Source organism: Variovorax sp. CCNWLW186, assembly GCF_037203865.1.
Taxonomy (GTDB): domain Bacteria; phylum Pseudomonadota; class Gammaproteobacteria; order Burkholderiales; family Burkholderiaceae_C; genus Variovorax.
In genome coordinates, this window is record NZ_JBBCBO010000009.1 from 21,432 (window position 1) to 45,657 (window position 24,226).

At 65.7% G+C, this 24,226-nt stretch carries 23 protein-coding genes; 13 read left to right on the forward strand and 10 right to left on the reverse strand.

The window, feature by feature from the left end; genetic code table 11:
• Positions 1-18: 18 nt before the first annotated feature.
• Entirely contained in the window at positions 19-1,680 is a 1,662-nt protein-coding gene (gene ettA, locus V9K97_RS12955; protein WP_126746195.1) for an energy-dependent translational throttle protein EttA, read from the reverse strand.
• A 300-nt stretch (positions 1,681-1,980) separates the two neighbouring features.
• Between ettA and V9K97_RS12960 the strand changes: the two genes are divergently transcribed.
• Positions 1,981-3,798: a DEAD/DEAH box helicase gene (locus V9K97_RS12960; RefSeq protein WP_337318481.1), complete on the forward strand. Its 1,818-nt coding sequence runs from the start codon at positions 1,981-1,983 to the stop codon at positions 3,796-3,798.
• 75 nt (positions 3,799-3,873) lie between these two features.
• Here V9K97_RS12960 and V9K97_RS12965 read toward each other — a convergent pair whose 3' ends face one another.
• Entirely contained in the window at positions 3,874-4,305 is a 432-nt protein-coding gene (locus V9K97_RS12965; RefSeq protein ID WP_337296755.1) for a hypothetical protein, read from the reverse strand.
• Positions 4,306-4,510: 205 nt separating this feature from the next.
• On the opposite strand from V9K97_RS12965, the gene V9K97_RS12970 reads away from it, so the two are divergent.
• Positions 4,511-5,524, forward strand: coding sequence for an endonuclease/exonuclease/phosphatase family protein (locus tag V9K97_RS12970; RefSeq protein ID WP_258501532.1), 1,014 nt, complete (start codon positions 4,511-4,513; stop codon positions 5,522-5,524).
• Between the two features lie 19 nt (positions 5,525-5,543).
• On the opposite strand, the gene V9K97_RS12975 is transcribed toward V9K97_RS12970, so the two are convergent.
• The 5 genes from V9K97_RS12975 to V9K97_RS12995 all read right to left on the reverse strand — a co-directional run bounded on the left by V9K97_RS12975 (position 5,544) and on the right by V9K97_RS12995 (position 10,513).
• Positions 5,544-6,740 (reverse strand): mandelate racemase/muconate lactonizing enzyme family protein, encoded by a 1,197-nt coding sequence (locus V9K97_RS12975; RefSeq protein WP_337296757.1) that lies wholly within the window; start codon positions 6,738-6,740, stop codon positions 5,544-5,546.
• A 73-nt stretch (positions 6,741-6,813) separates the two neighbouring features.
• Positions 6,814-7,824 carry a TRAP transporter substrate-binding protein gene (locus V9K97_RS12980; RefSeq protein ID WP_258501533.1) on the reverse strand — a complete coding sequence of 337 codons (1,011 nt, stop codon included), beginning with the start codon at positions 7,822-7,824 and terminating at the stop codon, positions 6,814-6,816.
• A gap of 47 nt (positions 7,825-7,871) precedes the next feature.
• Positions 7,872-9,173, reverse strand: coding sequence for a TRAP transporter large permease (locus V9K97_RS12985; protein ID WP_258501534.1), 1,302 nt, complete (start codon positions 9,171-9,173; stop codon positions 7,872-7,874).
• On the reverse strand, positions 9,170-9,715 hold the full coding sequence (locus V9K97_RS12990) for a TRAP transporter small permease (RefSeq protein WP_258501537.1): 546 nt from the start codon (positions 9,713-9,715) through the stop codon (positions 9,170-9,172). Before V9K97_RS12990 ends, V9K97_RS12985 begins: the two co-directional genes overlap by 4 nt.
• A gap of 48 nt (positions 9,716-9,763) precedes the next feature.
• Positions 9,764-10,513, reverse strand: coding sequence for a FadR/GntR family transcriptional regulator (locus V9K97_RS12995; protein ID WP_126746203.1), 750 nt, complete (start codon positions 10,511-10,513; stop codon positions 9,764-9,766).
• Between the two features lie 198 nt (positions 10,514-10,711).
• Here V9K97_RS12995 and V9K97_RS13000 point away from each other — a divergent pair, with 198 nt between their 5' ends.
• The 5 genes from V9K97_RS13000 to V9K97_RS13020 all read left to right on the forward strand — a co-directional run bounded on the left by V9K97_RS13000 (position 10,712) and on the right by V9K97_RS13020 (position 15,261).
• On the forward strand, positions 10,712-12,451 hold the full coding sequence (locus V9K97_RS13000) for an IlvD/Edd family dehydratase (protein ID WP_258501538.1): 1,740 nt from the start codon (positions 10,712-10,714) through the stop codon (positions 12,449-12,451).
• Position 12,452: 1 nt separating this feature from the next.
• The gene (locus tag V9K97_RS13005; protein ID WP_337318483.1) at positions 12,453-13,361 is read left to right on the forward strand and encodes a 2-dehydro-3-deoxygalactonokinase; all 909 of its coding nucleotides are present in this window, start codon (positions 12,453-12,455) and stop codon (positions 13,359-13,361) included.
• The gene (locus V9K97_RS13010; RefSeq protein WP_337318484.1) at positions 13,358-13,999 is read left to right on the forward strand and encodes a 2-dehydro-3-deoxy-6-phosphogalactonate aldolase; all 642 of its coding nucleotides are present in this window, start codon (positions 13,358-13,360) and stop codon (positions 13,997-13,999) included. The genes V9K97_RS13005 and V9K97_RS13010 overlap by 4 nt, the downstream gene beginning before the upstream one ends.
• A 42-nt stretch (positions 14,000-14,041) precedes the next feature.
• Complete coding sequence (locus V9K97_RS13015) at positions 14,042-14,779, forward strand: aldolase (RefSeq protein ID WP_443303265.1); 738 nt, start codon at positions 14,042-14,044, stop codon at positions 14,777-14,779.
• A 158-nt stretch (positions 14,780-14,937) separates the two neighbouring features.
• Positions 14,938-15,261 carry a hypothetical protein gene (locus tag V9K97_RS13020; RefSeq protein ID WP_126746208.1) on the forward strand — a complete coding sequence of 108 codons (324 nt, stop codon included), beginning with the start codon at positions 14,938-14,940 and terminating at the stop codon, positions 15,259-15,261.
• Between the two features lie 36 nt (positions 15,262-15,297).
• Here the strand turns inward: V9K97_RS13020 and V9K97_RS13025 are convergent, their stop codons facing one another.
• Genes V9K97_RS13025 through V9K97_RS13035 form a run of 3 tightly spaced genes read right to left on the reverse strand, consistent with a single transcriptional unit; the run spans position 15,298 to position 18,467 of the window.
• Complete coding sequence (locus V9K97_RS13025) at positions 15,298-16,707, reverse strand: MATE family efflux transporter (protein WP_337318487.1); 1,410 nt, start codon at positions 16,705-16,707, stop codon at positions 15,298-15,300.
• 34 nt (positions 16,708-16,741) lie between these two features.
• Positions 16,742-17,977 (reverse strand): MFS transporter, encoded by a 1,236-nt coding sequence (locus V9K97_RS13030; RefSeq protein ID WP_337318489.1) that lies wholly within the window; start codon positions 17,975-17,977, stop codon positions 16,742-16,744.
• Complete coding sequence (locus V9K97_RS13035; RefSeq protein ID WP_337318492.1) at positions 17,970-18,467, reverse strand: MarR family winged helix-turn-helix transcriptional regulator; 498 nt, start codon at positions 18,465-18,467, stop codon at positions 17,970-17,972. The genes V9K97_RS13030 and V9K97_RS13035 overlap by 8 nt, the downstream gene beginning before the upstream one ends.
• Positions 18,468-18,517: 50 nt before the next feature.
• On the opposite strand from V9K97_RS13035, the gene V9K97_RS13040 reads away from it, so the two are divergent.
• From V9K97_RS13040 to V9K97_RS13065, 6 genes are all read left to right on the forward strand, one after another.
• A complete protein-coding gene (locus tag V9K97_RS13040; RefSeq protein ID WP_126746212.1) occupies positions 18,518-19,063 on the forward strand; it encodes a PaaI family thioesterase in 546 nt (181 codons plus the stop codon).
• 14 nt (positions 19,064-19,077) lie between these two features.
• A complete protein-coding gene (locus V9K97_RS13045) occupies positions 19,078-19,770 on the forward strand; it encodes a nitroreductase (RefSeq protein ID WP_337318495.1) in 693 nt (230 codons plus the stop codon).
• A 133-nt stretch (positions 19,771-19,903) separates the two neighbouring features.
• Positions 19,904-20,965 carry a Fe(3+) ABC transporter substrate-binding protein gene (locus tag V9K97_RS13050; protein ID WP_337318497.1) on the forward strand — a complete coding sequence of 354 codons (1,062 nt, stop codon included), beginning with the start codon at positions 19,904-19,906 and terminating at the stop codon, positions 20,963-20,965.
• A gap of 136 nt (positions 20,966-21,101) precedes the next feature.
• A complete protein-coding gene (locus tag V9K97_RS13055; RefSeq protein WP_337318499.1) occupies positions 21,102-22,766 on the forward strand; it encodes an ABC transporter permease in 1,665 nt (554 codons plus the stop codon).
• Positions 22,763-23,446, forward strand: a complete 684-nt coding sequence (locus V9K97_RS13060; RefSeq protein ID WP_337296768.1) for an ABC transporter ATP-binding protein — start codon at positions 22,763-22,765, stop codon at positions 23,444-23,446. Before V9K97_RS13055 ends, V9K97_RS13060 begins: the two co-directional genes overlap by 4 nt.
• Positions 23,447-23,545: 99 nt before the next feature.
• The gene (locus tag V9K97_RS13065; RefSeq protein ID WP_337318501.1) at positions 23,546-24,223 is read left to right on the forward strand and encodes a glutathione S-transferase family protein; all 678 of its coding nucleotides are present in this window, start codon (positions 23,546-23,548) and stop codon (positions 24,221-24,223) included.
• Positions 24,224-24,226: the final 3 nt, after the last annotated feature.

Here is a 24,226-nt window from a genome sequence, read left to right on the forward strand (position 1 = left end):
GTAAGTACCGCGGCAGCGTTACTTGAGCGCCTTGTAGCGCATGCGCTTGGGCTTGGCGCCTTCTTCGCCAAGACGCTTCTTCTTGTCGGCTTCGTACTCCTGGTAGTTGCCGTTGAAGAAGGTCCATTGGCTGTCGCCTTCTGCCGCGAGGATGTGCGTGGCGATGCGGTCGAGGAACCAGCGATCGTGGCTGATGACCATCACGGTGCCGGCGAACTCGAGCAGTGCATCTTCCAGGGCACGCAGGGTTTCCACGTCCAGGTCGTTCGACGGTTCGTCAAGCAGCAGCACGTTGCCGCCCGCGATCAGAGTCTTGGCCAGGTGCAGGCGGCCGCGTTCACCGCCCGACAGCGTGCCGACCTTCTTCTGCTGGTCGGCGCCGTTGAAGTTGAAGCGGCCCGCATACGCGCGGCTCGCCATCTGGAACTTGCCGACATTGATGATGTCCAGGCCGTTCGAGATGTCTTCCCACACGGTCTTTTCGGACGCCAGCTCGTCGCGGTGCTGGTCGACGAAGGCCATCTTCACGGTCTGGCCGATGATGACCTCGCCCGAATCCGGCTTCTCCTTGCCCGCGAGCAGCTTGAAGAGCGTCGACTTGCCGGCGCCGTTCGGGCCGATGATGCCGACGATGGCGCCCGGCGGCACGGTGAAGCTCAGGTTGTCGATCAGCATGCGGTCGCCGAAGGACTTGCTGACGTTGTGGAACTCGAACACCTGCTGGCCCAGCCGCTCCGCCACAGGAATGAAGATTTCCTGCGTCTCGTTGCGCTTCTGGTATTCCATGTCGCTCAGCTCTTCGAAGCGGGCCAGGCGGGATTTGCTCTTGGCCTGGCGTGCCTTCGGGTTCTGGCGCGACCACTCGAGTTCCTTCTTCAGCGCCTTGGCGTGGGCTTCTTCGCTCTTCTGCTCCTGCGCCAGGCGTTCGCCCTTCTGCTCGAGCCAGGTGCTGTAGTTGCCCTTCCAGGGAATACCACGGCCGCGGTCCATTTCCAGGATCCACTCGGCTGCGTTGTCGAGGAAGTAGCGATCGTGGGTAATGGCCACCACGGTGCCCGTGAAGCGCTGCAAAAACACTTCGAGCCACTCCACCGATTCGGCGTCCAAGTGGTTGGTCGGCTCGTCGAGCAGCAGCATGTCGGGCTTGGACAGCAAGAGGCGGCACAGCGCCACGCGCCGCTTTTCGCCGCCTGACAGCAAGCCGATCTTTGCGTCCCACGGCGGAAGGCGTAATGCGTCAGCGGCGATTTCCAGTTGATGCTCGGAATCGGTGCCGGCAGTGGCGATGATGGCTTCGAGCTGGGCCTGCTCGGCCGCCAGCGCGTCGAAGTCGGCGTCTTCGGCACCATAGGCGATGTACACCTCTTCGAGGCGCGCCTTGGCGGCAAACACCGCGCCCATGGACTCCTCGACCGATTCGCGCACGGTGTGCTCGGGGTTGAGCTTGGGTTCCTGCTCCAGATAGCCGATCGTCATGCCCGGCATGGGCAGCGCCTCGCCCTCGAACTCCTTGTCCACGCCCGCCATGATCTTGAGCAGCGTGGACTTGCCCGAGCCGTTCAGGCCGAGCACGCCGATCTTGGCGCCGGGGAAGAAGGAGAGCGAAATGTCTTTCAAGAGCTGCCGCTTGGGCGGCACGGTCTTGCTGACACGGTTCATCGAATAGACGTATTGGGCCATCTGTGGATAGTTACCTTGGGTAGCGGAAATTGGGGGAAAAGTGCGGGCGCCAGAAGAAGCTTTCGGACGCGGCAAACCATAGATTATCGACTCATGCGACAATAAGCACCGTTGCCGGGTCCAGTTGCCCGCAACACCGGCTCTCTGCCGGGGACGAAGAAAGACCTTTCCAACCCTTTTGCGAGGGCGGACTTTCCGGCTCCCACCCCTGACCTTCATCTGCCTTGACTGGCTCGGCGTTACCAAAAGACGCCTAGCGGGCCGATGCCACTGCGCCGTGTATGGCGCTTATTGTTTCCAATGAATTTTGATGAACTGAAGCTGGCCCCCGCCATCTTGAAGGCTGTGCACGAGCACGGTTACGACACCCCCACCCCCATCCAGGCGCAAGCCATTCCCGCGGTTCTCGAAGGCCACGACCTTCTGGGCGGCGCCCAGACCGGCACCGGCAAGACGGCCGCCTTCACGCTGCCGATGCTGCACAAGCTCAGCATGGGCGCCAGCGCCACCAACAAGTTCGGCGGCATCGGCATTCGTGCCCTGGTGCTCACCCCCACGCGCGAACTCGCGGCCCAGGTCGAAGAGTCGGTCCGCACCTACGGCAAGTACCTGGAGCTCGACTCCACCGTGATCTTCGGCGGCGTGGGCATGAACCCGCAGATCAGCAAGCTCAAGAAGGGTGTCGACATTCTCGTGGCCACCCCCGGCCGCCTGCTCGACCTGCAGCAGCAAGGCATGCTCGACCTGAGCCAGGTGCAGATGCTGATCCTCGACGAAGCCGACCGCATGCTCGACATGGGCTTCATCCACGACGTGAAGAAAATTCTCGCGCTGGTGCCCCGGGAAAAGCAGAGCCTGCTGTTCTCGGCCACCTTCAGCGACGAAATCCGCGACTTGGCCGCCACGCTGCTCAAGAACCCGCAAAGCATCCAGGTCACGCCGCGCAACACCACCGTGCAGCGCATCACCCAGGTGATCCACCCTGTGGGCCGCGGCAAGAAGAAGGCGCTGCTCGCGCACATCATCAACGAGAACAAGTGGAGCCAGGTGCTCGTGTTCACGCGCACCAAGTTCGGCGCCAACAGCGTGGCCGAGTTCCTGACCAAGAACGGCATCGAGGCGATGGCGCTGCACGGCAACAAGAGCCAGAGCGCACGCACGCAGGCGCTGGCCGGCTTCAAGAGCGGCGACATCCGCGCGCTGGTGGCCACCGACATTGCGGCCCGCGGAATCGACATCGACGAGCTGCCGCACGTCGTCAACTACGAAATCCCGAACGTCAGCGAAGACTACGTGCACCGCATCGGCCGCACCGGCCGCGCCGGTTCGAGCGGCGAGGCCGTGAGCTTTGTCTGCCTGGACGAAGAAGGCTTCATGCAGGAAATCGAACGCTTCACCAAGCAGACGATTCCGGTGCAGTTCATCGAAGGCTTCGGCCCTGAAGACGGCGAACGCGCCGAGCCCATCGCCATGGGCCGCCAGACGATCTGGGGCGGCGCAGGCCGTCCGCCAAGCCGCGATGTGATGCAGGCAGCCGCCAAGGCCGCCCGCACCGAAATGCTGCAACGCATCCGCGAGAACAAGGCCGGCCAGGGTGGCGGCGAACGCGCCGGTGGTGGTGGCGGCAACGGCGGCGGTCAACGCCGCGGCGGCGGCCAAGGTGGCGGCGGTCAAGACCGCAACGCCAATGGCGGCGGCCAAGGCCAAGGCCCGCGCGGCCAGGGCGCTCGCCCGGCACAAGGCCGCGGACCGCAAGGCCCGGCGCGCGCACCGCACCACGCGCCCCAGCATCATCAACAGAATCACCTGCCGCATGACGAGCGCCAACCGCGCCATCACGGCAACAGCCACAGCCCGACGCAAGCCAACCAGGTTGCGCACCTGCGCGCCGAAGCGGTCGCGGGTGGCGACGGCCAGCCGGATCCGTTGCGCACGAGCGTCGACCACATGGGTGGCGGCCGCGGTCGCGGCGGCCGTTCAGGCGGCGGTGGCGGTGGTGGCGGCTACGGCGGCAACCGTTCGGGCGGCGGTGGCCGCTCGGGTGGTGGCGGCTACGGCGGCGGCGGTGGCGGCAACCGCTCCGGCGGTGGCGGCGGCGGCCGCTCGTTCGGCCGTTAAGCGGAACCGCGGGTAGAACACCTGCCTCGCAATTGAACAAGGGCACCTCGGTGCCCTTTGTTTTTTCCGGGTCGCTCAGAGCTTTCCGCTGTCGGCCGGGTTGTGCACGATCTGGATCAGCACGTCCGGCGTGTAATTCCTGGTGCGCGAAATCTCGGCGATTTCTCCGCCCGCCGTGCCGGCGAAGACGAGCACGCCCTGCCCCTTGTAGGCCAGGTAGTGACGCCAGCGGTCGGTGCCGTTGTAGGTGGGAATCCAGGCTTTGCCCGTGTTCCTGACGGTCTCGGCGTTGGGCTTGCCCGCGATCCTGATGACTTCGGCGTAGCTCATGCTGGGCCGCAGTTGGGCGAAGGCCGTGCCGGGCACCGGCTGGCCGACGACAGTGCGCTCCTCGTCTTCTTCCGCCGCAACCAGCGCGCGCCGGCTCGGCTCGTACAAAGGGGCGGACCGGCAGGCGGCAAGTGCGATGCACGCCAGCAAGATGGCGCAGGTCGATCGAATCTTCATGTCTATTTCCTCCCCGTTCGGAATTTGATGCAGCGCTGGATTGTCGTTTTACAAGTGTCGACACAAACGTTGCAAGAACGCAAATTCTGCACATTTCTCGCGCCTTTTGTCAGCTGCGCAACAAAGCACCATTGATCGTGTTTTCTCCCGTTAATACCAAAGGCGTCGCGCCGCGCGGCATGCGGGCCCGACACAATCCGAAGCCATGCAGTACATACCGCCCAACTACGCCACCCTCTTCGTTGCGACCTGCAACCTGCTGAATCTCGCGAACCCGCACCGCGTGTACTACGAGAACCAGGACGCCTACGACGAGCGCGAATACGACCGCAAGATCGGCTGGATCGGCGAGCGCTTTCACGCGCTGAATGCCGATGTACTGGCGGTGCAGGAGGTCTGGGACGAGAGCGCGCTGAAGGCTGCCATCGGGCGCAGCGGCCTGCGTTATGACTTCGTTTCGGTACCGGGCGCCGAGAACACGCCGCCGCACAACGGTGCACAAGGCACGCCGCGGGTCGGCATTGCCACGCGGCTGCAGGTGGACCATGCGCAGTCCTTCGTCGACTTTCCGGCCGGCTTCGGCGTCGATGTGCCCGGCTTGGGCCCGCACACGCGCTTCGAGCGCCCGCCCTTCCTGGTCACGCTGCGCATGAAGCATGGGCAGCAGGTTCACGTGCTCACGGCGCACCTCAAATCCAAGCGTCCGAAGTTTTTGCAGGACGCACAAGGCAACCACCTCGAGGACCGGGAAGACCGCAAGGTGGGCGCCATGGCTTCGCTGCGCTCGCTCGTCATGCGCGGCGTTGAAGCGGCTGCCCTGCGCTGCATCGTGATCGACCTGCTGCAGGGCACGGACACGCCGCTGGTGGTGATGGGCGACTTCAACGACGAGCCGCACAGCGTGACCACGCAACTGGTGGCCGCCACTTCCGATGTGGCTTACGACAAGGCCGCCCGCGACGTGGCGCTATTCAACGCCTACGAGATGCAGGGCGAATCGGCGCTCAAGAAAGACGTGGCCTATTCGCACATCCACCAGGGCTTTCCGGCGGTGCTCGACCAGATCTTCGTGAGCGAGGAGTTCGTTGCGGCCAGCCGGCGCAGCCTGGGCGACGTGCGCCGGGTCGATTATTTCAACGACCACCTGCACGAAGGGCGCGACCGTTCACGCTCGGACCACGGTTTTGTGCGGGCGCTGCTGAGGCTGCGCACCGATTGAGCGTCGGCCGCAACGAAGCTCAGAGCTTCGAAACCCGCACCATCGCGTCGGCCCGCTTGTGCAGGTCTGGCAGCAGTTCCAGGCCGAGCCCGGGCTTGTCGTTCAGGCTGATCATTCCGTTCTCGACCTTTGGCAGCTCGGTAACGAGCTCCTTGTACCAGCCGGTGAAGAAGGCGCGCACGCTCTCCTGGATGAGCGCGTTCGGCGCATGCAGGCTCAGGTGCGTCGACGCGGCCCAGACCACGGGGCCGGTGCAATCGTGCGGCGCCACCGGCAGTTGCCAGGCATCGGCCATGGCTGCGATCTTGCGCGCTTCGGTAAGGCCGCCGCACCAGCTCAGGTCGAGCATGGCCACGCCGGCCACGCCGGTCTGCAGGTAGTCCTTGAAGCCCCACTTGTAGCTGAGCGTCTCGCTCGCGCAGATGAGCGCATCGCAATCCTTCGCGTACTGCTTGAGCAGGTCGAGGCTGTCCATGCGGATCGCGTCTTCGTGCCAGAAGGTGTCGAACTCCTTCAGCGCACGGGCGATCTTTTGAGCCATCGGCAGGCGCCACAGGCTGTGGAACTCGACCATGATGTCCATCTTGCTGCCGACGGCGTTGCGGATCTTTCGGAATGGCTCCAGTGCGGTGTCGAGATCGGCATTGCTGATGTACTGGCCGTGGCTCTTTTCCGCGGCCGGGTCGAAGGGCCAGATCTTCATGGCCGTGATGCCTTCGGACAGCAGCGATTCGGCCAGTTCGTCGGCATGATTCAGGAAGCCCTGCAGGTCTTCGTAGGGCCCGTTGTTGTTGGCCAGGCCCCAGTTGGAGCTGGTCTGGTTGGTGGCGCTGCGGATGTACTGGTAGCCGGCACAGGTGTTGTAGATACGGATCGCATCGCGGCTCTTGCCGCCCAGGGCGGTGTGCACCGGCATGTTGGCGGCCTTGCCGAACAAGTCCCACAGCGCAATGTCGACGGCCGAGTTGCCGCGCGTTTCCACGCCCGACCCGCGCCAGCCCAGGTAACCGGTGATGTCGCGGTTGCGCGCCTCGATCTGCAGCGGATCGGTACCGAGCAGCTTGAGCGCCGCCCATTCATGCAGATAGGCTTCGACCGCCTCGGCGCCCATGAAGGTTTCGCCAAGGCCGACCAGGCCCTCGTCGGTGTGCAGGCGCACCCACACGATGTTGGGAAACTCGCCCAGGCGGATGGTTTCGACTTCGGTGATCTTCAATTTTTGAAACTCCACAAGAAAAAGGGCCGCGGCAGCTTGCGCTGCGCGGCCCCGATACCACGTCAGGAATCGATCAGCCGCCGCGCGCCTTCTTCAGCGCGTCGGTCACCACGCCCACGGCTTCGGCGCCGATGTTGGGCACGTTCTTGTCGTACACGGGCTTCACCTTGTCCAGCATGCGCTTCTGCTCGGCCGGCGACACGTCGTTCACCGTCATGGTCTTGCGCAGGTTGGCAAGCGCCTTCTCGTTGAGCGCGCGATTGGCTTCGCGCTGGACCTTCTGGCCTTCCTTGGCGGCTTCGCGCAGCACGGCCTGCTCTTGCGGGTTGAGCTGGTCCCACAGCTTCTTGCTGTAGAGAATGAGGAAAGGCGTGTAGGCATGGCGCGTCACGCTCAGGTACTTCTGCACTTCGCTGAACTTCGAGGTCTCGATGGTCACGAACGGGTTTTCCTGGCCGTCGATGGTGCGGGTTTCAAGTGCAGTGAACACTTCGCCAAAGGCCATGGGCACGGCGTTGGCGCCCAGCGTCTTGAACGAGTCCAGGAAGATGTTGTTCTGCATCACGCGCAGCTTCACGCCTTCGAAGTCCTCGGGCTTGGCTACCGGCTTCTTGCTGTTGGTCAGGTTGCGGAAGCCGTTCTCCCAGTAGGCCAGGTTCACCAGGCCCGCGGCTTCGAGCTTCTTGTTGAAGTATTCACCGGCTGGGCCGTCGAGCACCGCATCGGCCTCTTTCTCGTTCGCAAACAGGAACGGCAGGTCGAACGCGCCGAGTTCCTTCACAATGCCGACCAGCGGCGAGCTGGAGGTGCACACCATCTCTTGCGTGCCGGCGCGGAGCGCCTGCGTGGCCGGCAGGTCGCCGCCCGCGGCGCCGCCCCAGAAGGCGACGATCTTCATCTTGCCGCCGGTCTTGGCGGCCAGCACCTCTTGCATCTTCTTGACGCCCACGCCCACCGGGTGGTCTTCGTTCACGCCATTGGTGAACTTGATGGTGCGCTCGGCAAATTGCGCAATGGCACCGGTCGATGCCAGCAGGCCGCCGGCCACGAGGGCGGCGGTCATCAGGGTTCTGCGGAACAACATGGTTTGTCTCCTTCGATTGAGGTTGAATGAACTGACGAAAAAAGCAACTAGCGACCCATCCACCACTGGAGCGGAACGGTCACGATCTGAGGGAAGAACACCAGCGTGAACAACACGACCAGGTGAGCGATGAAGAACGGCATCACGCCCTTGAAGGCGTCGTCCATCGAGATGCGCGCCACGCCGCTCACCACGTTGAGCACCGTGCCCACCGGCGGCGTAATGAGGCCGATGGCGTTGTTCATGATGAACAGCACGCCGAAGTACACCGGATCGATCCCGGCCTTGAGCACCACCGGCATCAGCACCGGCGTAAGAATCAGCACGGTGGGCGTGAAGTCGAGCGCGGTGCCCACGATGACGATGAGCACCATCATCACGAACATCAGCAAGACCTTGTTGTCCAGGAACGGCTCGAGCAGCGACACCACTTCGCCCGGGATGTTGGCCACCGTGATGAGCCACGCGCTCACCATCGCGGCCGCCACGAGGAACATCACCACGGCGGTCGTCTTGCCGGCGGCCAGCGTGAGCCGGTACAGGTCCTTGAACTTGAGCTCGCCGTAGACGAAAAGGCCGACGATCAGCGAATAGACCGCCGCCACCACCGCCGCTTCGGTCGGAGTGAAGATGCCGAACTTCATGCCGCCGATGATGATGAGGGGCAGCGCCAGCGCCAGGCTGCCCTGCGCCGTGACCTTGAGCCGTTCGCCCCAGCCCACGCGCGGCGCGGACTTCACGTCCTCCTTCTTGGCGACGATCCACCAGGCGATGCCCACGGCGACGCCCATCAGGATGCCCGGCACGATGCCGGCCAGGAACAGCTTGGTGATCGACACGTTGCCGGCCACACCGAACACGATGAGGCCGATCGACGGCGGAATGACCGGCGCGATGATGCCGCCCGCGGCAATCAGGCCGGCCGAGCGATCGAGCCGGTAGCCGGCTGCCTTCATCATGGGAATCAGCAGTGCGGCCAGCGCGGCCGTGTCGGCCACGGCAGAGCCCGACAGCGACGCCATGATGATGGCCGCCAGCACCGCCACGTAGCCCATGCCGCCCCGGTAGTGACCGACCCACGCCATCGCCAGGTTGACGATGCGACGGCTCAGCCCCCCGGCGTTCATGAATTCGCCCGCCAGAAGGAAGAACGGTACGGCGAGCAGCGGGAAGTTGTCGGCGCCGTCGACGAAGCGCTGCGCAATGATCTGGCTGTCGAACGCCGGCAGGCCACCGGTGTAGGCCAGCCAGCCCATCAGCGACACGCCGCACACCAGCAGCGAATACGAAATTGGAATACCCAGCGCCATGGCACCGAGCAGCGACACGATGAAGATGGTGACTGTCATTGCGCCACCTTGCCGTGTGCGGACACTTCGAGCACTTGCTCTTCGGATTCCATGACTTGAATCAACTCCTGCTCAGGGACCCTTCCGCGGAACAGCCGCCACAGCTTTTCGATATTGAAGATGCCCATGACCACGGCAACCACGTAGCCGATGCCGTAGATCCAGATCATCGAGATGCCGACAACGGGGGATATGTTGGTGACCTGCAGCTCGTGCATTTCATAAGTGCCCATGAGGAACAGCACGTTGCAGAACAGCATGAGCGACTGGCTCATGAAGAAGCAGAACTTCTTGCCGCCCAGCGGCAGCCGCTTGATGAGCGTGTCGACGCCCAGGTGCGCGCCTTCGCGCATTGCCACCATGGCACCGATGTAGGTGAGCCAGATGAAGCAGTAGCGCGACATCTCGTCGGACACGGAGATGCCCGAGTTGAAGCCGTAGCGAAGCACCACGTTACCGAACACCATGACGACCATGGCCACCATGCACACCACTACCAGGAATTCCAGCACACGGAAAAATCCGTCGATCACCCTATTCATGAGTCCATCTCCTTTTTGCTTCTGCTGTTGTTATGAATCTTTTGCTCGCTAGAGCGGAAACGCCTTGAGCCTGGTGGCCGGACGGCTGATGCGCGGGAGCTTCTTGCGCGAGGCGAGCACCTGCTCGATGTCGTGGCGCGCACCGTCGATCAGCACCAGCACGGCTTTTTCGGCGCGTGCGGAGTCTCGCGCAATCACGGCGTCGAGCACCGCGCGATGCAGCGGCAGCGAACTGGCGGGCCCGTTCTTGCGGCTGGTCGATATTTCGAAGCTCGTGCGCAGCAGCGCGCCCAGCGCGCGGCTCATCTGCACCAGCATGCGGTTGTGGCTGGAGCGGATGAGCCCTTGATGAAAACGCAGGTCGGGCGTGATGTAGTCGCCGCCGAACTCGATGGCGCGCTTCATGCCCGCGTAGGCTTCCTCCATGTCGGCGATGTCTTCGGCCGTGGCGCGCAGAGCGGCCAGCCCTACGGCAGCGGGCTCGACCACGCGGCGCAGGTCTTGCAGGTCGCGCAAAAACTCGGCCGACAGGCCCGCCTCGGTCTGCCAGACGATCACGTCGGCATCGAACCAGTTCCACTGGTCCGCCGGCTGCACACGCGTGCCGACCTTGGGCCCGCTGGTGACAAGCCCCTTGGCAATCAGCGACTTGATCGATTCGCGAATCACGGTGCGGCTGACGCCGAGTTCCTCGCACAGAAGAGGTTCCGGCGGAATGGACGCGCCAGGCGCATAGCGGCCAGCGACGATGTCGCTTCCGATGCGGTCGACGGTATTGCCGTGAACGTTCTTGATCATGCGTGCCTGTTGTTTGTCTTTGTTGGGTTTTCTTGCTCTTGCTTCTTGGCGTTAATGACCGGCCGCGCACACCGCCAGCCACTCGAAAACCCTGAACGCCGTGACAGCGTCTCACGCTTATCATATGATGATTGAAAACGCATTTCGGCAGGAAAAACCCTGACCTGCCGGCACACTTCCAGTTACCGGAGACAAGCGATGACCACCCCGCCGAAGAAGAAAAATCCCGAAGACCTGCGCAGCCAGCAATGGTTCGGCCGCAATGACCGCGACGGCTTCATCTATCGAAGCTGGATGAAGGGCAAGGGTGTGCCGCACGACCAGTTCGACGGGCGTCCGGTCATCGGCATTTGCAACACCTTCAGCGAACTCACGCCCTGCAATTCGCACTTCCGCACGCTTGCCGAGCAAGTGAAGATCGGCGTGTACGAGGCAGGCGGTTTTCCCGTCGAGTTTCCGGTCATGTCGCTCGGCGAAACGCTGCTGCGCCCCACGGCCATGCTGTACCGCAACCTTGCGAGCATGGACGTGGAAGAAAGCATTCGCGGCAACCCGCTCGACGGCGTGGTGCTGCTCATGGGCTGCGACAAGACCACGCCCGCGCTCATGATGGGCGCGGCCAGCGTCGACCTGCCGACCATCGGTGTCTCGGGCGGCCCCATGCTCTCGGGCAAATGGCGCGGCCAGGAACTGGGCTCGGGCACCGGCGTGTGGCAAATGAGCGAGCAGGTGCGCGCCGGCACGCTCAAGCTCAAAGACTTCTTCGAAGCCGAAAGCTGCATGCACCGCAGCCACGGCCACTGCATGACCATGGGCACCGCAAGCACCATGGCCTGCATGGTCGAATCGCTCGGCATCGGCCTGCCGGGCAATGCGGCTTATCCGGCGGTCGACGGCCGCCGCAACGTGCTGGCGCGCATGGCCGGCCGCCGCATCGTCGACATGGTGCATGAAGACCTCAACATGTCGAAGATCCTCACGCGCCAGGCCATCGAGAACGCCATCAAGGTCAATGCGGCCATCGGCGGCTCGACCAACCTGGTGATTCACCTGCTGGCCATTGCCGGCCGCATCGGCGTCGATCTTTCGCTCGACGACTTCGACCGGTTGGCTTCCGAGTTGCCCTGCCTGGTCGACCTGCAACCTTCCGGCCGCTTTCTCATGGAAGACTTCTGCTACGCGGGCGGCCTGCCGGTGGTCATCAAGGAAATTGCGGAGCACCTGCACAAGGACGCCATCACCGCCAACGGCCAGACGCTGTGGGACAACGTGAAGGACGCCGAAAACTACAACCCGCAGGTGATCCGTCCGCTGGCAGAGCCCTTCAAGGACAAGGCCGGCATCTGCGTGCTGCGCGGCAACCTCGCGCCCAACGGCGCCATCATCAAGCCGAGCGCCGCCACGCCCGAACTGCTGGTGCACAAGGGCCGCGCGGTGGTGTTCGAGAACGCCGACGACCTGCACAAGCGCATCGACGACGAGAACCTCGACATCGACGAGCACTGCGTCATGGTGCTGAAGAACTGCGGTCCGCGCGGCTACCCGGGCATGGCGGAGTCGGGCAACATGCCGCTGCCGCCGAAGGTGCTGCGCAAGGGCATTACCGACATGGTCCGCATCAGCGATGCGCGCATGAGCGGCACGGCCTACGGCACGGTGGTTCTGCACACGTCGCCCGAAGCCGCCGCGGGCGGCCCGCTCGCGCTGGTGCAGGACGGTGACATCGTCGAGCTCGACGTGCCCAACCGCAAGCTGCACCTGCACGTGAGCGACGAAGAACTGGCCAAGCGGCTCGAAAAATGGGTCGCGCCCAAGGCGCCGCTCGATTCGGGCTACTGGAAGCTCTATGTCGACACGGTGCTGCAGGCCGACCAGGGGGCCGACCTGGCCTTCCTGCGTGGCCGCCGCGGAAGCTTTGTGCCGCGCGACAATCACTAGGATGACAAGACTGGTAGCCATCGACTGGGGCACGAGCTCCCTGCGCGGCGCATTGATCGATGCGGGCGGCAAGGTGCTCGAAGAGCGCAGCGATACCCGCGGCATTCTCAAGGTGCCCGCGGGCGGCTTTCCTGCGGTGTTCGATGAGCTGTTCGGCGACTGGATGCAGCCAGAAGGCACACGCTGCCTGATCTCCGGCATGGCCGGCAGCAAGCAGGGCTGGGTCGAGGCGCCGTATTGCGCCTGCCCCGCAGGCCGCGTCGAAGTGGGCCGCAAGATCATCGACATCGATGCGCGGCCGGGTTCGCGCATTGCCATCGTGCCGGGCCTCAGCGACGAGCACGACGGCGTTCCCGATGTCATGCGCGGCGAAGAAGTGCAGATCTTCGGCGCCATGGCATTGATGGATGTCGACGAAGGCGTCTTCGTTCTGCCGGGAACCCACAACAAGTGGGCCACGGTCAAGAAGGGCCGCGTCACGGGCTTTCGCACCTTCATGACCGGCGAGTTCTATGCGCTGCTGAGCCAGCATTCGATTCTTGCGCGCACGCTTGCCCTCGATGCACCGCTCGACGAAGCCGCTTTCGTGCAAGGCGTTACCCGCGCCGACAACGGCCAGGGCTTGCTGCACAACGCTTTCGGCGCACGCACGCTGGCGCTGTTCGAACGCATGCCCACGCAGGAACTCGCGAGTTATCTCTCGGGCCTTCTGATCGGCGAAGAGCTGCGCACACAGTCGCTGCATGCTTTCGGCGAAGTGGTGCTGATCGGCTCCCCTGCACTCACCCAACGCTACACACTTGCGCTGAGCGCCACCGGCACCGCCACCCGCACGCTCGGCGCCGAAGCCACCTGGGCCGGACTGCATGCGCTGTCCGGCTTTCTCGACGCAGGCAGAACGCCCTCATGACCACTCCCCAAGAAAAATTCGACGCCGCGATGCGCGAGCTGCCGCTGGTCGCCATCTTGCGCGGGCTCACGCCGCCCGAGGCCGCCGATGTGGGCGACGCGATCGTCGAATCGGGCTTCCGGCTGCTCGAAGTGCCGCTCAATTCGCCCAAGCCCTACGCCAGCATCACGCTGATGCGCACGCGCTTTCCGCAAGCGCTCGTGGGCGCCGGCACGGTGCTCGATGCGCAGCAGGTGCGCTATGTGCATTCGGCCGGCGGCGAGCTCATCGTGTCGCCCAACTTCAACGCCGAAGTCATCGCCGAAGCGGTGCGGCTCGGCATGGTCTGCCTGCCCGGCGTGATGACGCCGACCGAAGCCTTCGGCGCACTGGCGGCGGGCGCGACCGGGCTCAAGCTGTTTCCGGCCGAGCTGGCATCGCCCGCTGTGGTGAAGGCGCTGCTTGCGGTGTTGCCCGCCGGCACGCCGCTGATGCCCGTAGGCGGCATCACGCCGGCCAACATGGCCGAGTGGCGGGCGGCCGGTGCGTCCGGCTTCGGCATCGGCTCCGCGCTCTACAAGCCGGGCAAGCAAGCCTCGGCGGTGCGCGCCGATGCCCAGAGGTTCGTCGCGGCCTATGCGGGCGCAATCCACGCCTGAAGCACACTTTTTTCGTTCAACCACATCCACGAGGCCCCGTCGATGTCCGCAGATTCAGACTACGCCAGCCCCGCCGTGCGCAAGTTGCGCGAAGACCTTGCGCTCGCATTGCGCGCAGCCGCACACCACGGCCTGTCCGAAGGGGTCTGCAACCATTTCAGCGTGATGCCCCCGGGCGCGCAAGACCGCTACCTGATCAACCCTCGCGGCCTGCACTGGAGCGAGATCGGGCCCGACGACATCGTTCTGATCGACGTGCACGGCGAGGTGCTTGCCGGCCGCCACCGGGTGGAACCGACCGCCCTCTTCATCCACGGCGCGGTGCACCGCATTACCGGCCACGCCGTCGTGCTGCACTGCCACATGCCCTACGCGACCGCGCTCACGCTCACGGTCGATCGCGCGCTCGATCCCACGCTGAGCCAGAACGCCATGCGCTACATGAACCGCATCGCGGTCGACGCGGTGTACAACGGGCTCGCGCTCGACGATGCCGAGGGCGAGCGCATCGCACGCGCCATGGTGGGAAAAGACGTGGCCTTTCTCGCGAACCACGGCGTGGTCGTGGCGGGCGCCACCATTGCGCACGCCTACGACGATCTCTACTACCTCGAACGCGCAAGCCTGCACCAGGTGATTGCGCAATCGACCGGTCGCCCGCTGGTTCCTGTCGACCCCGAGATGGCCGCCCACGCAGCCGCGCAAATCCAGGGCGAACGCGAGCAGTCCGACCTGTTCTTCGAGGCGCTCCGGCGCATGCTGCCTCCGCCACACGGCTGACGTCCGTTCGGCCGGTTCCGGCCGCGGCACAGGGCGCCTAGGATGGCGGAACGGCTGCGCAGCGGCTTACAGCTCTTTATCGGATTTCGCGCGAGCCTTACACAGCGTTCACATGGAAGCCCGACGATAGGGCTTCCAACCACTCCATTGGAGTTGCCATGAAAAAGCTCATCTTCGCAATCAGCGCCGCTGCCCTGCTTTCGCTGACCGCCCTCAGCGCTCCGGCCCAAGCCCAGACCGGCGGCCGCTTCATTCAGGCCCAGGTGTATGTCGTGCCCGCGCCGCCACCGCCGCGCCATCACTACTACGCTCCGCCGCCCCCGCGGCCCTATTACGGTCCGGGCTACCACCATGGACACGACCGCTACGAGCACCGCCGGCATCGCCATTGGGAAGAGCGCCGCTACGGCCGCAGGGACTACGATGGTGACGGCGTTCCCAACCGCTACGACCGCCGGCCCAACAATCCCTACCGCTACTGATTTCGCGCGCCAGGCCTTGCCCGAGCCGAAGCCGGCTCAGGCTTGCGCCGCCACGCGCCGCAGCAGGTTTGCAGGTGAACGTGGCCAGCCGACACGGCCGAACCATGCGCCGCCTGCAATTGCCGACGCGATGACGATGCCGTACACCACCAGCGCCACGCCTTGCGCAGCGAACACGCCGGTCAGCCCGCCGCCCCAGCGCAATGCGAGCCATCCGCCGATGCCGGCCACGGCGAGCCGCGCGATGTTGCCGAGCACGGGCCACAGCAGGCGACCTGCTCCCTGCGAAGCAAAGTACAGCACCAGGCCCACACCGAAGAAGCCGTAGAGCGGCCCCACCACGCGCAAGTAGTGCGCGCCGGTTTCGAGCATGGCGGGGTCATTGCCGAACAGCAGCAGCCAGGGGCGCGGAAACAGTGCCGCGGCCAGGCCGATGGTTTCGGTCAGCGCAAAAGCCAGCGCGGCACCAGCCCATGTGGCGCGCAGCGCGCGTTCGCGCTGGCCGGCGCCCATGCAGGTGCCCACCATCGCGACCAGAGGCGCGCCAAGTCCGAACACCAGCGGCACCAGCAAATATTCAAGCCGCGATGCGGTTCCGTAGCCTGCCAGTGCGCCTGAACCGAAATGGCCGGTCAGTGCAGTGGCAATGCCGATCGACAGATTGGTTGCCACCGTGGACACCGCACCCACCAACCCGATGCCCAGGATGTTGCGGAACAGCGGCCAGCGCAGCTTCAGCGCGGCAAGCGTCGGGCGCAGCAGGCTGCGCGGCGAGCGCAGGTAGACGATGAGCGCCACCGAGCCCAGCAGGTAGTACAGCAGCAGCGCCATTGCGCCGCCCGCAATGCCCATGCCCGGCAGCGGACCCCAGCCGAAGATCAGCAACGGCGATGCGGGAATGAGAAACGCAACGCCAGCCACCGTCACGTTCGCCGGCACCGCCATGTTGCCGGTGCCGCGGATGATGGCCGACAGCGAGTTGAAGAGCCACACCAGCACCGCGCCCGCAAACACCCAGTTCGAGTACGTCAGCGCTGCCTCCAGCGCGGCACCGGTGCCGCCCATGATCCCGTAGAGCCAGCGCCCGCCGGCCAGCAGCGCGAGCGAGAAGAGCAAGCCGAAGCCGATGGCGATGACCACCGCGTGCCACACCAGCGCGTCGGCATCATCGCGGCGGCGCGCTCCCAGAGCGCGTGCAATGGACGAGGCAATGCCGCCGCCCATCGCGCCGCTCGACGTCATCTGCATCAGCATGACGATGGGAAACACCAGCGCCATGCCTGCGAGTGCATCGGTGCCCAGCTTGCCGACGAAGTAGGTTTCGATGAGCCCGACGGAAGCCTGCGCCACCATCACGAGCACATTGGGCGCGGCCAGCCGCAGCAGCGTCGGCACGATGGGCGCTTCGAGCAGCCGCCGCGTGCGCGGATCGAGTTCCTGGTTCATTCATCGACCCCTGTGCCTTGCACGCGGTGCGCGCTCATGCGGCCGCCAGCTTCGAACGCACGGGCCGCGCTTCGCGGATCGGCAAGTGCACCAGCGCGGCTCCGGCGGCGAGCGCGATGTCGATGTACCAAACGATGTCGTAGTTGCCCGTGGCCTGGAAGACGTAGCCGCCCAGGAACGCGCCCAGGAAGCCGCCGACCTGGTGCGCCAGCATCACGATGCCGAACAGCATTGCCATGTTGGCCGGCCCGAACATCTTGGCGACCAGGCCCGCGGTCGGCGGCACGGTCGACAGGAAGGTCACGCCCATCACGGCGGCAAACACCAGCATCACCGCGGTCGTCTTCGGCGCCAGCAGGAACACCAGCACGGCGATACCGCGCGTGGCATAGACCAGCGACAGCAGCGACTTCATGCGCCAGCGCCCCACGGCCCAGCCCATGGCCAGGCTGCCGACAATGTTGAAGAGCCCGATCATCGCGAGCGCCCAGCCGCCGACTTCCGCCGGCAGCCCGCAGGCCGCGACGACGCCGGGCAGGTGCGTGGCGAGGAAGGCGACGTGAAAGCCGCAAACCAGGAAACCCAGGCTCAGGTAGCGGTAGCTGGGCGTCGCGAGCGCCTGGCCGATGGCCTGGCGCGCACTCAGCGGTTTGGTGCCCGACGCGGCCGCCGACGCCGCGGCCATCGCGTTCGAATTGCCCTTGAGCACCCATGCGGCCGGCAGCGCCAGCAGCACCAGCACGCCGAGCCACTGCATGGCGCCGGCCCAGCCCACGGCGGCCGTCAGGCCGACTGCGATCGGTGCCATCGCGAACTGTCCGAAGGAGCCGCCAGCGTTCACCATGCCGGTAGCCAGGCCGCGCTTGTTCGCCGGCACCAGGCGCGTGGTCGCGGCCATCAGCACCGAAGGGCCTGCCATGCCGGCGCCGCCGGCCGCAAGCACGCCAATGGCGAAGATCAGGCCGGCAGTGCTCGTCATGAGCGGCGTGATGAGCGTGCCGACGGCCACCAGCAGCACGCCGATGAACACCACCCGCCCGGTTCCGATGCGGTCGGCCACCGCGCCCGCGAAGGGCTGCGTGAGTCCCCACCAGAGCTGCCCGAAGGCGAAGGCAAGGCTGATGCTGCCGATGCCGAGTGCGGTCGAGGTATTGAGCGCCGAGAGGAACAGCCCCATCGTCTGGCGCACACCCATCGTGAGCGCGAAAGCGCCCGCGGCCGCCAGCAGCACGAGCCAGAGCGCATGGCGCCGTACAGAGGTTTCATTCATCGCGGGCTCCTGTTTCGTCTTCCGGCTGTCCATCGCCCAGCCCTGCGCGCTGCAGCAACTCCAGGCTCTCGTCGAGAAGGGCATGCAGCGCCAGAACGCGCTCCGTGCCGAGGATGTCGTTGAGCGCCAGCTGCGCGCTGTGCCACAGGCGCTGCGCCTCGGCCCGCTTCTCGCGGCCTGCGTCGGTGATCGACAGCATGCGGCTGCGCGCATCGGGGCCCTCGGTTTGCACCAGGAATCCCGCTGCCAGCATCGGCTTGAGGTTGCGCGTGAGCGTTGACGCGTCGACGTTCATTTCGCGCGCGAGGTCGACCGGACGCAGCGGCCCGAAATGCAGCACGTGCGAGAGCAGTGAATACTGCGTGGTCTTGAGCCCGCTGGGCGCAACGTGCGCGTCATAGAGGCGAGACGCCAGCCTGGAGAGCCGCCGCAAGCGGAAATTGGTACATCCCTGGGGCTTCAGCTGAGGGGGCTTCAGAGCGGTGTTCATTTTTTGATTGTAGCTACAATAATTGCATCTACAACCATCAAGGAGATTTCATGTCCGAGCCCCATTCCATCGACGCCTGGATCGCCCAAGAGGCGGAGATCGTCCAACGCCTCGATGCGGGACCCGGCCCCGGCCTGGCACGACCCGAGCAGATCGCCGGCAAGACCGGGCTGCAGATGATGGAAGCAATGCTGCGCGCCGAAATCCCCTACGCCGCCATCGCCAAGACGCTCGACTTCACGCTTCTTTCGGTGAGCCCCGGCGTGGCCGTGTTCCAGGGCACTCCGCTACCGCAGCATCTGAATCCGCTCGGCACCATCCATGGTGGCTGGGTTGCCACGCTGCTCGATTCGGCGCTGGGCTGCTCGGTCCACACCATGATGCCGGTCGGCCGCGCCTACACGACCGCCGAGCTGAGCGTGAACTACGTGAAAGGACTCACGCCCAAGGTGCAGCGGGTTCGCGCCGAGGGCAAGGTCATTCATTGCGGCCGGCAACTGGCCACCGCCGAGGCTCGGCTTTTCGGACCGGACGGGACGCTGTACGCGCACGCCACCACCACCTGCCTGGTGTTCGAAATGCCTTCTCCCCGGTAAGCCGGGCCGCCGCCATGCCACTCACGCCCCTCGACCCTGGCCTTGCTCCGGCCTTCAAGACTCTGCTTTCGGAGAGATACAGCTGCCGGGCCTACCTTGCAGAACCCGTCGCGCGCGGAACCATCGACACGATCCTGCAGATGGCGCAGCGCACCGCCTCGTGGTGCAACTCGCAGCCATGGCAAGTCATCGTCACCAGTGCGGCCGCCACCGAACGCCTGCGCCAGGTTTTCGATTCCGACGAAGCCGCGGCCGATGCCGCGTTCGACATCGCGCCTCCGGCGGAATACCGCGGCGTGTACCAGGAGCGCCGCCGCGAATGCGGTTTTCAGCTGTACGAAAGCGTCGGCATCGCGCGCGGCGATCGCGAGGCTTCGGCGCGGCAGGCCAAGGAGAACTTCAGGTTCTTCGGGGCGCCGCACCTGGCCCTCGTCACTACCGAGGCACGGCTCGGCACCTACGGCGCGCTGGACTGCGGCGCCTATGTCGGCAACTTCATGCTGGCGGCACGCAGCCTGGGCGTGGCCAGCATCGCGCAGGCGGCCGTGGCGTCGCGCTCGAGGTTCCTGCACCGCTGGTTCGAGATTCCGGACGACCGCCAGATCGTCTGCGGCATCTCGTTCGGCTACGAGGATCCGTCGCATCCGGCCAACCGCTTCCGCACCACGCGCGCAACGCCGCAGCAGGCTTGTCAATGGGTGGATTAACCGGCGCGGCCCGGTGCTTCTTGTAAGTGCAAGGACGTAAAACCGCCTCAATGGCAGTGATAATGATTCGCATCGTTGCCATGCGGCCACGATGCTTCTCTCGAAACCTGTCCCTGCACCTGGAGGATCCTTCATGACCGACCGCCTCGGCGTTCAAGGCCGCGCCGCCCGCGCATTGCTCGGCGTCTCCGCCGCCTGGCTGGCCGCTGCCGCCCTGCCTGCCTTCGCCGCCAACGACGAACTCACGCTCTACACAACGCGTGAACCCGCGTTGATCCAGCCGCTGATCACGGCCTTCAGCACGCAGACCAACATCAAGGTCAACACCGTGTTCGTGAAGGACGGCCTGCTGGAGCGCGTCAAGGCCGAAGGCGCACGCTCGCCGGCCGACGTGCTGATGACGGTGGACATCGGCAACCTGATGGACCTGGTGGACGGCGGCGTGACGCAGCCGGTGAAATCGGCCGCGCTCGAATCGGCCATTCCGGCCAACCTGCGCGGCGCCGATGGGCAGTGGTTCGCGCTCTCGCTGCGCGCGCGCGTGCTCTACGCCGACAAGAACCAGCCGCTCACCAGCTTCCGCTATGAAGACCTGGCCAACCCGAAGTGGAAGGGCAAGGTCTGCATCCGCGCGGGCCAGCACCCCTACAACACGGCGCTGATCGCATCGATGATTGCGCACGACGGCGAAGCCAAGACCGAACAGTGGCTGCGCGGCGTCAAGGCCAACCTGGCCCGCAAGGCCACCGGCGGCGACCGAGACGTAGCGCGCGACATCCTCGGCGGCATCTGCGACATCGGCCTGGCCAACTCGTACTACGTCGGCCAGATGAAGAGCGCCAAGGAAGGCACCGACGCACGCAAGTGGGGCGACGCCATCAAGGTGATCCGCCCGACCTTCGCGGGTGGCAAGAGCGGCGGCACGCACGTCAACATCAGCGGCGCGGCCGTGGCCAAGAACTCGCCGCAGCGCGCCAACGCGGTCAAGCTGCTCGAGTTCCTGGTGTCGGAGCCGGCGCAATCGCTGTACGCCCAGGCCAACTACGAATACCCGGTGCGCAAGGGCGTGGCGCTCGACCCGATCATCGGCGAGACCATCGGCGAGCTGAAGGTCGACCCGCTGCCGCTCACCGACATTGCCAAGTACCGCAAGCAAGCCAGCGCTCTGGTGGACAAGGTCGGCTTCGACTTGTAATGTTGCTCGCCCCCAGGCTTCGCGCACTTCGTGTCGCTTCTCCCTCCCCCTACCGGGGGCAACACCAGTGGCCCGGCAAAGCCGGTTCCACGGTGTTTCCCCGAGGAGCGGGGGCAATGGAAGGCCTGTGATTCGCATGAGTTTCAGTGGCCTGCACGCTGCAGGCCCGCTCTGGCGCAGCGCCTCGTTTGCAATTGCCGTCGGCGTGCTTGCGCCGGTGCTCACGCTCGCCTGGCTCGCGTTCGGCTCCGGCGTGGCGCACTGGGGGCCGCTGTTCGCGCACGTGCTGCCGCAGGCGGCGCTCAATACGGCCGTGCTGCTGGCAGGTGTCGGGGTGCTGGTGCTGGTGATAGGCACCGGGTGCGCCTGGCTGGTCACGGCCTGCGACTTTCCGGGGCGCCGCGTGCTGCACTGGGCACTGCTGCTGCCGCTGGCCATGCCGACCTACATCGTCGCCTTCGCCTACCTGGACCTGCTGCACCCCATCGGCCCCGTGCAGGGTGCAATCCGCTGGGCATTGGGCTTCGACAGCCCGCGCCAGTTCCGCCTGCCCGACCTGCGCTCGATGCCCGGTGCAATCTTCGTGCTGGGCTTTGTGCTCTACCCGTACGTCTACATGACGGCGCGCGCGATGTTCATGACGCAGCCGGCCCACTTGATGGAAGCCGCCCGCACGCTGGGAGAAAGCCGGCGCGGTGCGTTCTTTCGCGTGGCGCTGCCGCTGGCACGTCCGGCGCTTGCCGTGGGGCTGAGCCTTGCGCTGCTCGAAACGCTCAACGACATCGGCGCCTCCGAATTCCTGGGCGTGAACACGCTCACCGTGGCGGTCTACACCACGTGGATCACGCGCTCCGACCTGGCCGGCGCGGCGCAGATTGCCTGCGCCATGCTGTTCGTGGTGGTGGCCCTGGTCTGGCTCGAACGCAACGGCCGCCGGCATCAACGCTTTGGCTCGACGCAGCGCATGCGCCCGATGCAGCCGCGCCGCCTGCACGGCTGGACGGCATGGCTGGCCACCGCCACCGCCGCCTTGCCGGTGATGATCGGATTCGCAGCGCCTGCTCTCTACCTCGTCTGGGAAAGCAGCAAGCGCCTGCGCCAGGGCGGCGGCATTTCGCAAGGCCTGCTCTCCAGCCTCGGCAACACGCTGGCACTGGCCGCGGGCGTGACCGTCGTCGCCGTGGCCGCCGGGCTGGTGGTGGCATGGGCGGCCCGCAGCCAGGGGTCGCGGCCCAACCGCGCGCGCTGGCAGGCACGCGTGGCCGCGCTGGGCTACGCCGTGCCGGGTACGGTGCTCGCCATTGGCCTGCTCACGCCCGCGCTGGCATTCGACGCCGCATTGGCAAACACGTTCGGCCTCGCGGGCCTGCCGCTGATGGGCGCGGGTGTGGTGCTGGTGGTGGCCTGCGCCATCCGTTTTCTCGCCATGCCGGTGGGTGGCATCGAAGCCGGGCTCGCCCGTATTCCGCCGGCCATCGAACAGGCCTCGCGGCTGCTGGGTGAAACCACCGGCGGCACGCTGCGCCGTGTGCACCTGCCGCTGCTGCAGCCCGCCATTGCCACTGGCGCGCTGCTGGTCTTTGTCGACGCCATGAAAGAGCTGCCCGCCACGCTGCTGCTGCGTCCCGCCAATTTCGACACGCTGGCCACATGGCTCTATGCCGAGGCCGCCCGCGGCACGTACGAGGAAGGCGCCATTGCCGCGCTGGCCATCGTCGCGGCCGGGCTGCTGCCTGTGGTGCTGCTGGCACGCAATCAACTGGGCACGCCATCGGCCTTGCCCGGTCCGGACAAAACATGAGTTCCCCTCTTTCCCTCGAGTCGATCCAGCTCGCCTACGAAACACCGCGCGGCCTGCACACCGTGGTGAACGACTTCTCGCTGTCGTTGCCCGCAGGCGAAATAGCCTGCCTGTTCGGCCCTTCGGGCTGCGGCAAGACCACCGTGCTGCGGGCCATCGCCGGCTTCGAGCCCGTGCGCGCCGGCACGATCCGGCTCGGCGACGTGCTGCTGTCTTCGACCCAGGTGCACCTGCCGCCCGAGCAGCGGCGCGTCGGCATGATGTTCCAGGAGTACGCGCTGTTTCCTCACCTCTCGGCAAGCCAGAACGTGGCTTTCGGCTTGCGCCGCGCGGGCCGCGTGCAGCAGCAGTCGCGCACGGCCGAAATGCTCTCGCTCGTCGGCCTCGCGGACGCCGGTGAACGCTTTCCGCACGAGCTCTCGGGCGGCCAGCAGCAACGCATTGCGCTGGCCCGCGCGCTGGCGCCTTCGCCCGCGCTGCTGTTGCTCGACGAGCCTTTTTCGAACCTCGATGGCGGCACGCGCGAACGCCTGACGGCGGAGGTGCGCGGCATTCTCAAGCGCGCCGGGCAGACCGCCATCCTGGTCACCCACAACGATGCCGAAGCCCATGCCATGGCCGACCGCATCGGCGTGATGCACGCAGGCCGCATCACGCACTGGCTGGACACCGCCAAATAGCACAAGGCGCCCATTCGGCGAATGGGCTTTTCGGGAAAAGGTTGTTCGGGATCGCAAGAATGCGGCGCTCCCACCTTCCTATTTTTCCGGAGCACGCCAATGGCCCAACCCCTTACCCTCGTCAGCCACCTGCTGTGCCCCTATGTGCAGCGCGCAGCCATTGCCCTGGCCGAGAAGAACGTGCCTTTCGAACGCGTGGTGATCGACCTCGCGGACAAGCCGGACTGGTTCATTGCGATCTCTCCGCTCGGCAAGGTTCCGCTGCTGCGCCTTCAGCGGCCAAGCGGCGGCGAAGCGGTGCTGTTCGAAAGCAACGTGATCTGCGAATACCTCGAAGAAACCCAGCCGGGCCCGCGCCTGCATCCTGAAGACCCGCTCACCCGCGCCGAGCACCGCGCGTGGATGGAATTCGGCTCGGCCATATTGGGCGACCTGTGGGGCTACGAGACCACGCGCGATGCGGAAGTGTTCGAGCAGAAGCGCCTGGCGCTCGCCGCCAAGTTCGAGCGCGTCGAAGCAGCGCTGGGCACCGGCCCGTACTTCGCGGGCGAAAACTTCAGCCTGGTCGATGCGGTCTTCGCGCCCGTCTTTCGCTACTTCGAGGTGTTCGACGAGATCAGCGACTCGCACATCTTCGATGCGCTGCCCAAGGTGAATGCATGGCGCAAGGCACTGGCCGCGCGGCCCAGCGTGCGCAGCGCCGTGGTGCCGGAGTATCCGCAGCACCTGCGCGAATTCCTGAAGAAGCACGAGGCGCACTTGCTCACGCTCGCGTAAAAC

Bases quoted from the DNA above. Each gene is read 5' to 3' on its own strand.
- ettA (WP_126746195.1), bottom strand. From the start codon at position 1,680: ATGGCCCAATACGTCTATTCGATGAACCGTGTCAGCAAGACCGTGCCG.
- V9K97_RS12960 (WP_337318481.1), top strand. From the start codon at position 1,981: ATGAATTTTGATGAACTGAAGCTGGCCCCCGCCATCTTGAAGGCTGTG.
- V9K97_RS12965 (WP_337296755.1), bottom strand. From the start codon at position 4,305: ATGAAGATTCGATCGACCTGCGCCATCTTGCTGGCGTGCATCGCACTT.
- V9K97_RS12970 (WP_258501532.1), top strand. From the start codon at position 4,511: ATGCAGTACATACCGCCCAACTACGCCACCCTCTTCGTTGCGACCTGC.
- V9K97_RS12980 (WP_258501533.1), bottom strand. From the start codon at position 7,824: ATGTTGTTCCGCAGAACCCTGATGACCGCCGCCCTCGTGGCCGGCGGC.
- V9K97_RS12985 (WP_258501534.1), bottom strand. From the start codon at position 9,173: ATGACAGTCACCATCTTCATCGTGTCGCTGCTCGGTGCCATGGCGCTG.
- V9K97_RS12990 (WP_258501537.1), bottom strand. From the start codon at position 9,715: ATGAATAGGGTGATCGACGGATTTTTCCGTGTGCTGGAATTCCTGGTA.
- V9K97_RS12995 (WP_126746203.1), bottom strand. From the start codon at position 10,513: ATGATCAAGAACGTTCACGGCAATACCGTCGACCGCATCGGAAGCGAC.
- V9K97_RS13000 (WP_258501538.1), top strand. From the start codon at position 10,712: ATGACCACCCCGCCGAAGAAGAAAAATCCCGAAGACCTGCGCAGCCAG.
- V9K97_RS13005 (WP_337318483.1), top strand. From the start codon at position 12,453: ATGACAAGACTGGTAGCCATCGACTGGGGCACGAGCTCCCTGCGCGGC.
- V9K97_RS13010 (WP_337318484.1), top strand. From the start codon at position 13,358: ATGACCACTCCCCAAGAAAAATTCGACGCCGCGATGCGCGAGCTGCCG.
- V9K97_RS13015 (WP_443303265.1), top strand. From the start codon at position 14,042: ATGTCCGCAGATTCAGACTACGCCAGCCCCGCCGTGCGCAAGTTGCGC.
- V9K97_RS13020 (WP_126746208.1), top strand. From the start codon at position 14,938: ATGAAAAAGCTCATCTTCGCAATCAGCGCCGCTGCCCTGCTTTCGCTG.
- V9K97_RS13025 (WP_337318487.1), bottom strand. From the start codon at position 16,707: ATGAACCAGGAACTCGATCCGCGCACGCGGCGGCTGCTCGAAGCGCCC.
- V9K97_RS13030 (WP_337318489.1), bottom strand. From the start codon at position 17,977: ATGAATGAAACCTCTGTACGGCGCCATGCGCTCTGGCTCGTGCTGCTG.
- V9K97_RS13035 (WP_337318492.1), bottom strand. From the start codon at position 18,467: ATGAACACCGCTCTGAAGCCCCCTCAGCTGAAGCCCCAGGGATGTACC.
- V9K97_RS13040 (WP_126746212.1), top strand. From the start codon at position 18,518: ATGTCCGAGCCCCATTCCATCGACGCCTGGATCGCCCAAGAGGCGGAG.
- V9K97_RS13045 (WP_337318495.1), top strand. From the start codon at position 19,078: ATGCCACTCACGCCCCTCGACCCTGGCCTTGCTCCGGCCTTCAAGACT.
- V9K97_RS13050 (WP_337318497.1), top strand. From the start codon at position 19,904: ATGACCGACCGCCTCGGCGTTCAAGGCCGCGCCGCCCGCGCATTGCTC.
- V9K97_RS13055 (WP_337318499.1), top strand. From the start codon at position 21,102: ATGAGTTTCAGTGGCCTGCACGCTGCAGGCCCGCTCTGGCGCAGCGCC.
- V9K97_RS13060 (WP_337296768.1), top strand. From the start codon at position 22,763: ATGAGTTCCCCTCTTTCCCTCGAGTCGATCCAGCTCGCCTACGAAACA.
- V9K97_RS13065 (WP_337318501.1), top strand. From the start codon at position 23,546: ATGGCCCAACCCCTTACCCTCGTCAGCCACCTGCTGTGCCCCTATGTG.